This window comes from Nonomuraea sp. NPDC049655, from assembly GCF_044465465.1.
GTDB lineage: Bacteria > Actinomycetota > Actinomycetes > Streptosporangiales > Streptosporangiaceae > Nonomuraea.
In genome coordinates, this window is record NZ_JBITLS010000015.1 from 343,905 (window position 1) to 350,939 (window position 7,035).

A 7,035-nucleotide genomic window follows, 5' to 3' on the forward strand; every position below is an offset into this window, starting at 1 on the left:
TTCCGTCCCTTCGGTGGCTCTTCCGGCCCCACGAGCATCGGCCAGGCACCCGGAACCTCTACACCACAACTAGGGGACGTCTAGGGACGTCTCATGTTAACGTCGCAGGCAACGACGGTTCCCTCACAGGAGCGGCGGCCCCCATGAACGACCACTTGCGCAACGCGATGCTCGCAGCCCGCATCACCCCGACCGACGTCGCGGCAGCCCTCACCGTGGATCCCAAGACCGTCCACCGCTGGCTCCAGGGCCGCATCCCCTACCCACGCCACCGCTGGGCCATCGCCGACCTCCTCCAGGTCCACGAAGCCGACCTCTGGCCGCAGGTAGCCCAACAACACCTCGCCCTCGCCGGCGACGTACGAGCCGTCTACCCCCACCGCTGGACCGTCCCCAAGAGCGTCTGGCACGCCCTCTTCCAAGGTGCAACCGAGGAAATCGACATCCTCACCTACAGCGGCCTCTTCCTTCCGGAAGACGGCCAGATCCTCGACATCCTCACCGCTCGCGCCCGAGCAGGCGTCACGATCCGAATTCTCCTCGGCGACCCCGACAGCGCCCAGGTCGCCAGACGCGGCACCGACGAGGGCATCGGCCCCGAAGTCATGGCCGCTCGCATCAAGAACGCCCTGACCCTCTACCGCCGGCTACACGACCCCAACGTGGAGATCCGACTCCACCGAACCGTCCTCTACAACTCCATCTTCCGCGCAGACAACGAACTCCTGGTCAACCTCCACGCCTACGCCACCCCAGCCGCCGAAGCCCCCGTCATGCACCTCCACCACAAGAAGGAGCAGGGCACAGCCGCGGTCTACCTCACCAGCTTTGTACGTATCTGGGCCACCGCTGTGCCTCACGACAACGAGAACTGACCAGACACCGGACAGTCCTGAAAGCAACTTCTCTGCACGTCATCAAGGCGCATGCCGCCTGCGGCGTCACGCGCGTTGGGTGGTCGCTGGCCGCGCTGCGGCTCTCCGGCCGGTCGCGGCCAGCACCACCCACGCAGGGAGAGCAAGAGTCCGCGCAAAAGTTGCGCTGTTTCACTACGCCTTCCCACCTATGAGGTATGCCCCAAGAATTCGACGCCAAAAAGAGCTGCGAAACGCCGAAACCCAGGATCTGTGCGAGCAAGAGCTGCCATATCAATCTGCTGAATCAAGCGCCTGATGCTACGAGTATTGTGATTCCTAAACTCGTGCACCGATTGCACACCCATCCATGCCTCGACCCCTGGCTTTACTATGAAGAGGTCGGCATCAACATCGCCGAGTTGGCTAGTGACGTAATCGCTCGTATCTCGTTGACCGCGGTCGCTGTCAACGACAATTACGATTCGCCCTTCGGTGCGGCTCGCGATAACCGCAGCGACACGCGCAATTCCACCTAAACCCATTGATGGAAGCGCCACGTATGGTGGGGCATCTGGATTGTACTCCCTGAAGCGTTCTGCGAATGCCTCAACGATCGCCACGTCTTTAGGTCCCTCGACAAGCACTATGAGTTCCCGAGGCACATCCCTCGCTGACTCTTGTAGGTAAGGTGCGAAAATTTCTCCTTCTTCGACAGCTGCTCTAAGCTTAAATTCGAGCACTGCATCGAAACCATCTCGGGATGCCGCTTCGATGTCCCGCCTATCAAAGAGAATGACATTCAATGTCTTGCCGACACGGACTGCATCTACAGCATCGGGGCTATAGTCCGACATGGAAATGAACAAACCAATGGTGCCCACGAGCTTACCGTCTACCTTGCCCTTAAATTGATAAATTGACGAAGCGGGCACGGAGTCCGTCCACCACTTGGCCTCCAGTAAGAACCTATGGCCAAGGTGAAAGAGTGAACCATCAATCTCTTCGCCTTTAGGGCGGTACGCCGTACGTGATTGCATTCCCGCCATATCAAAAAGCTTGTATAGCCACCGCTCGAAACGTCGTCCTCGTTCTTGCTTGGATATAGTGCCTGCGAGGAGGCCGTTCAGAGCAAGGAGCTCTTCAAGTAAGGTCACACATACACCTTAGAGTGCCTCTGCCGCGTTTGGCGATAGCCGCAGCATAGTCATGAGGAGCACTTCGCCGCTTGCTACTTGCCCTTGTTGAAGCCTGGCAAGGCGTCCTCGGACAGCTCGTCTGGCGGGTTGGTGACAAGACTCCTAGGCCCAGCAAGGGGCAAAGATCAGACGGTGCTCAAGGCCGTGACGATCGCCGACTTCGGTGCTTACCGTGCACGGCTGGGGCGGTCGGCTGCCGCGACCCTCCTTCGTCGGGCCTTGCCATCGGCTGACCACGGCTGAGGTGGCGTGAGTGCGATGACATGGCGGACGGCAACGTGGCCACCACGAGTACCCTTAGCAGTGCTTCTCCGTAACTCATCAGACATTCAGGTGCTTATGGTGCAATTCCTCCCATGCCACGTACCACTGGAAGGCAACTCAACTGCACACGCCTAAAAATTGACGTGCAGCACCGAGCCCCGGACAACCGCCGACCCTGACGGAGCCGTCGTTGCCAGTGGGACCAAGACCCCGGCGGGGCCAAGACCGATGACCTTGCGGACTGCTACCCAGCTCCATGCGCAAGTCTTATGAACTTTGGTTCCTGTCTTCCAGGCTAATTCCGGACCGTCTCAGATGCTCGGCGAGTTCCGTCTTTCCCAGAGCTTCCAGTAGATCAACCCAGTGATGAGCCATAGTGTCGGCGATGAAAACATGGGGGGCATCACCGGCCTTTAGTCGAGTGAAAAGCACGGTGGCAGCCTCCTCAAGATTCCCCTGCCACTCCAGCCAAGTCGCCAACTTCATAGCCGCAGGCGCATTTCCTCGACCAGCCAGCATGCGGAGCTCATCGATTCGCCCTGCATTTATCAGAAAGTCACACAGACACCCCTGGGCGTATTCGTCGCCTGAGCTCGCGAGCGCCCTCAGCTCGTCTATGCGCCCTTGTTCCAGTAGGAGTTGAGCCCATCGGGAAGCCGCCCAGGAATAGCCGGTCTCTGCCACCAGTCTCAAATCGTCCGGCCGATACTGGGCCTGTAGTTCGGTCAGTCGGGCCGCGGCTGTCAGATCGCCGATTGCATCCCGGGCGCGCAGCAAGTCCAGGCCCTCATCGATGCGACCCTGCTCAACCAGTAGTTCTGCCAATCGCGGAGTCGCGTGCCAGTCGCCAATCTCCACTTGGAGCGGAGTTTCCGGCATATCGTTCAACTGGACGATCATCTCGGCGAGATCTGACGCTTCAGGCCAGGCCCGTTTCGCAGCACGGCTGGCCAGTTCCGCTCCCGCCTCTTCCCACCTCTCATGCTGCGACAGCAGAACTATCAGCCTGAGCGCGGCTATGTTCTCACCCTGATCTGCGACCGCTCTCAGGACTGCGGCGGCCTCGCCCACCTGGCCGGCTTTTTCCAGCATACGGGCCAGTTGCAGCATGCTATCGATATCTCCAGATGTGGCCATGCCGCGTACGATGTCCAAGCCCTCTTCAGCGCGACCCTGCGCGATTAGGAGTTCAGACAAGCGCAGTCCAGCATGGAAAACGCCCGCATCCATTGCTCGGCGATACAGGCGTTCCGCGATGCCATACATCATGCGCTTCCGGGCACCGTCGCCCGCTCGAGCCAGATCATCTGGCTCCGTCAAGAATATGGCCAGCGCGTGCCAGACCTCGGCTGGAACAGACGTAGAGCGACGTTCCTCGAAGATGCGCTGCTTCAGGTAGTCCGCAAGAACGTAACCGGTGACCTCACCCATGCTCTGGGCAACTGGCGCCAAACACGAGGTCGCACCATGCAAGAGGGCGGTGGTGCCTGCCAAGGCGGAAGCGAACCAGTCGGGTGGAGCCGCGCCTCGAGATCGTGCGTCACAGTATGCGGGAGCCGTGGTTCGGAGGAATTCCGGGTGCATTGGGCCATGGACGCCCAGACGAAAAGCGTCGACGGCTGCCGAGAGTATCGCGTGCTCGTAGGGATTGGCGTTGAGCCACCGCGCGACGAGTTGTGGGGCTGCGGCCATGGTTTGGGTGAACCCGTAGTCGCTCGATTGAAGGGCAAGACGGACGCGTGGATCAGCATCAGCGAGTCGACCAGCTCTCTCACGTTCAGTCTCGCTGAAATTGCTGCTGATGTGGACGACATCAGCAAGTTTCAGCAACTCCCGCTCCCGCCCATGAGGGTCGATGGCGTCGTCGGCCGGCGGAGCGGTGTAAGTGCTGTAGATTTCGGGCCACAGGGTCGCGACGATGACCGCACCATTGTGCAGTAGGGCTCTCACGGTTTCCGCCGAGAGCCCATCAGCCCCACCTAGGTAACGCTGAAGCTCGTCAAGCCACACCACGGTCCTGGCGACAGGTTCTGTAGCCAGAGTACGGATTCCGGCCGCGCTGGCTGGGTGCAGCAACCACCACTGGGGCATAAGTGCTTGAATCGCCTCGAAGGCACATCGGGTCTTGCCCACCGATGAGCCGCCCACAAGTAGGACAAGACCGCCACGCGCCACCGCCGTCTGCAGCAGAGCACGGATACCACCTGGCGCGGTATCCGTGTCCCTGGGCACATAGGCCGGGAGGTCGTCATTGGCCCCTGAGATGTCGATGGCCGCGTGTACGCCTAATCGCCGAGGCAGTGTCTGAGCAACCCGCATCATGCCCAATTGGGGTGGACGGTCGGTCAAAGCACGCTCCCGGGCTGCCCGCCATTCGGCCTGCTCTGTTCCAGTGATGCCGCAGGCTCGCAGAAAGACCGACAGCGTCTCCTCCGTACAGCGCCCTCGCCTGAGCAGGTTGCTCAATGTGCTGGCAGGTAGGTGGTCCGGTCTCGCCGCTCGGTCAAGCCGCTGATAAGAGAGACGTCGTTCCCCGCGCAGCGCGTCCAATGCCGCAGCCAACTCGGTGGGAGTGTGTATCGCCGCAGGATCAGATGCCGCGCCCATCCCATCGTCCTCTCGTCTATGGCAGTATTCGCCGCGCTCGTCGAACACCAGCGAACCATTAGCTCAGTCTTCCTCCTACACCGGGGAACCGCAGATGATTCTTCGGTTTCGTTCCACTCTGTGGCCGAACCCCACCCTGTCGAGCTGCACTGCTCCTGTTAATCGGCACGAGCAGGAAGGCAATCAAGTGGAGCACATCCCCGAATGGCTCTCATGTGCGGTTGGCGCGATGAACATGATCGTGGCTGCCGCCAAGCTGGTCGTAGATCGGGCTGAGCACCGAGACATCAGGAGGAAATCCGGTGAGACGGACCGTCCCCGGGACGAGCAAGCAACTTAGGACGAGTTGCCCATACCGGCTCAGGAACAGGCATGGTGCTCTCCGTCTTTGACGTCGTTCTCAAGGCGCCACGCCGGGGGCACCGCACAGCAGCCAAATACGGCAACAGGGCTGCTCGGCTTCTCACGCTCGCATACACCACCACACCCTTGAACAGGGCAGGGGACAATCTGTGTCGTGACTGGCTCCCGTTGCAAGTAGGCGCTCCGAGCATCGGACCGCCACTCGCCGCCCTGCCGAAGCCTCAGAGGAGGTCTCTCCAAAAGGGAACCACCGGCGGTGGCTTCCAGTCTTCGCCGATCGACCGATCTGTTCGGCTGAACTCGATCGTGATGTAGTCAGCCAGGTCGGCGCCGTAGAAGATGATGTCGGTCTGGTAGATCGATAGCACCGGATGCCCATGCGTTCCGCGGCCGGCGGGTAGATACCGGTGTCCGTAGATCGGGATGAGAGTAGGTGCTTGGGTCAACTGGCTGCGCGCCACAGTGAGCGCTGCTGGCAGGTCATAGGGTCGGGCGCCCCACGTGTCATGCCAGAAGGCGTTGTGCTCGACATCCAACCGGGTCCCCTCGATGTGCCAGGCAAGCTGCTCACGAAGTCGGGCAGGATCGCCAGTGCGCCAGTCCGGCCACGGCTGCTCCCAGGTGGCCACGGGTAGCGGTTCCTCCCTTACCGGCAATCCGGTTGCGAGGAACGCCTTGTGATCATCGGCGAACCCGAAGCCGAAGTCGCGCTCAATGCGGTCGAACTCCGCCTCGCTCAGTCCCCGGCTCGATTTCACAGCAGCCAAGTTCGGCCAATATGTGTGCGGCCCGTAAGCTTAGAGCGTGTTTGAGAAGATCATTCATGCTCGGTTTGGCGGCGAGTCGACGGGTGCTGGGGCTGCCAGGATGGCTGGATGTCCCCTGCTTGTTACCCCTCGGACCTGACCGACGCGCAGTGGGAGCTGATCGAACCCTTGCTGCCCGAGCCAAACACCGGCGGACGCCCGGAGAAGCATCCTCGCAGGAAGATCGTCAACGCGATCCTGTACGTGGTGCGCTCCGGCTGTCCATGGCGGTACCTGCCCACCGACCTGCCGCCATGGCAGACCGTGTACTGGTACTTCCAGCGGTGGGAAGAAGCTGGCGTCACCGAGATGCTGCTGACCGAATTGCACAGGTCGGCCCGTCGGCAGGCCGGCCGCGCCGATGAGCCATCAGCCGGGATCATCGACTCGCAAAGCGTAAAAGGCGCCGACACGGTCAGCCGCGACAGTCGCGGCTACGACGCGAACAAGAAGATCAACGGCCGCAAGCGGTTCATCGTCACCGACACCAGCGGCCTGCTGGTCACGGTCGCAGTGATGGCTGCAAGCTGGCAAGACCGGGACGGCGCCAAGACCACCTTGCTGTCGACGTACCTGACCACGCCGATCCGGTATGTCTTCGCCGACCAGGGTTTTGCCGGACGGCTGGTGGACTGGACTCACGACACGCTGCGCACCACCCTGGAGATCGTGCGCAAGCCCGCTCTCCAGCGCGGGTTCAACGTCATCTCACGCAGGTGGGTGGTCGAGCGGACGTTGGCCTGGCTGACCGCCTGCCGCCGTCTGGCTCGCGACTACGAACGCGATCCCGTGGTGTCCGCGGCGATCATCCGCTGGGCCGCCATCGCCGGAATCGCCCGTCGCCTTACTCGCGGCGGACCCGCCCAACGCCAGGCCCGTTACATCTGCGACTGACAGAGATGATCACCATCTCAGGTGCCTGGAGGTGATCCGTCGCGGAAC

Annotated in this window: 5 protein-coding genes; 2 read left to right on the forward strand and 3 right to left on the reverse strand. The window is 61.5% G+C overall.

Features of this window, described 5'->3' with window-relative positions; all coding sequences use genetic code 11:
• The first annotated feature begins 143 nt into the window (after positions 1–143).
• The gene (locus ACIBQ6_RS40765; protein WP_397218452.1) at positions 144–875 is read left to right on the forward strand and encodes an XRE family transcriptional regulator; all 732 of its coding nucleotides are present in this window, start codon (positions 144–146) and stop codon (positions 873–875) included.
• A 188-nt stretch (positions 876–1,063) separates the two neighbouring features.
• Here the strand turns inward: ACIBQ6_RS40765 and ACIBQ6_RS40770 are convergent, their stop codons facing one another.
• The 3 genes from ACIBQ6_RS40770 to ACIBQ6_RS40780 all read right to left on the reverse strand — a co-directional run bounded on the left by ACIBQ6_RS40770 (position 1,064) and on the right by ACIBQ6_RS40780 (position 6,054).
• Positions 1,064–2,011 (reverse strand): restriction endonuclease, encoded by a 948-nt coding sequence (locus ACIBQ6_RS40770; protein WP_397218453.1) that lies wholly within the window; start codon positions 2,009–2,011, stop codon positions 1,064–1,066.
• A 573-nt stretch (positions 2,012–2,584) separates the two neighbouring features.
• On the reverse strand, positions 2,585–4,783 hold the full coding sequence (locus ACIBQ6_RS40775; protein ID WP_397218454.1) for a hypothetical protein: 2,199 nt from the start codon (positions 4,781–4,783) through the stop codon (positions 2,585–2,587).
• Between the two features lie 725 nt (positions 4,784–5,508).
• Positions 5,509–6,054 (reverse strand): hypothetical protein, encoded by a 546-nt coding sequence (locus ACIBQ6_RS40780; protein ID WP_397218455.1) that lies wholly within the window; start codon positions 6,052–6,054, stop codon positions 5,509–5,511.
• A gap of 108 nt (positions 6,055–6,162) precedes the next feature.
• Here ACIBQ6_RS40780 and ACIBQ6_RS40785 point away from each other — a divergent pair, with 108 nt between their 5' ends.
• Positions 6,163–6,987, forward strand: a complete 825-nt coding sequence (locus ACIBQ6_RS40785) for an IS5 family transposase (RefSeq protein WP_397218456.1) — start codon at positions 6,163–6,165, stop codon at positions 6,985–6,987.
• Positions 6,988–7,035 lie beyond the last annotated feature (48 nt).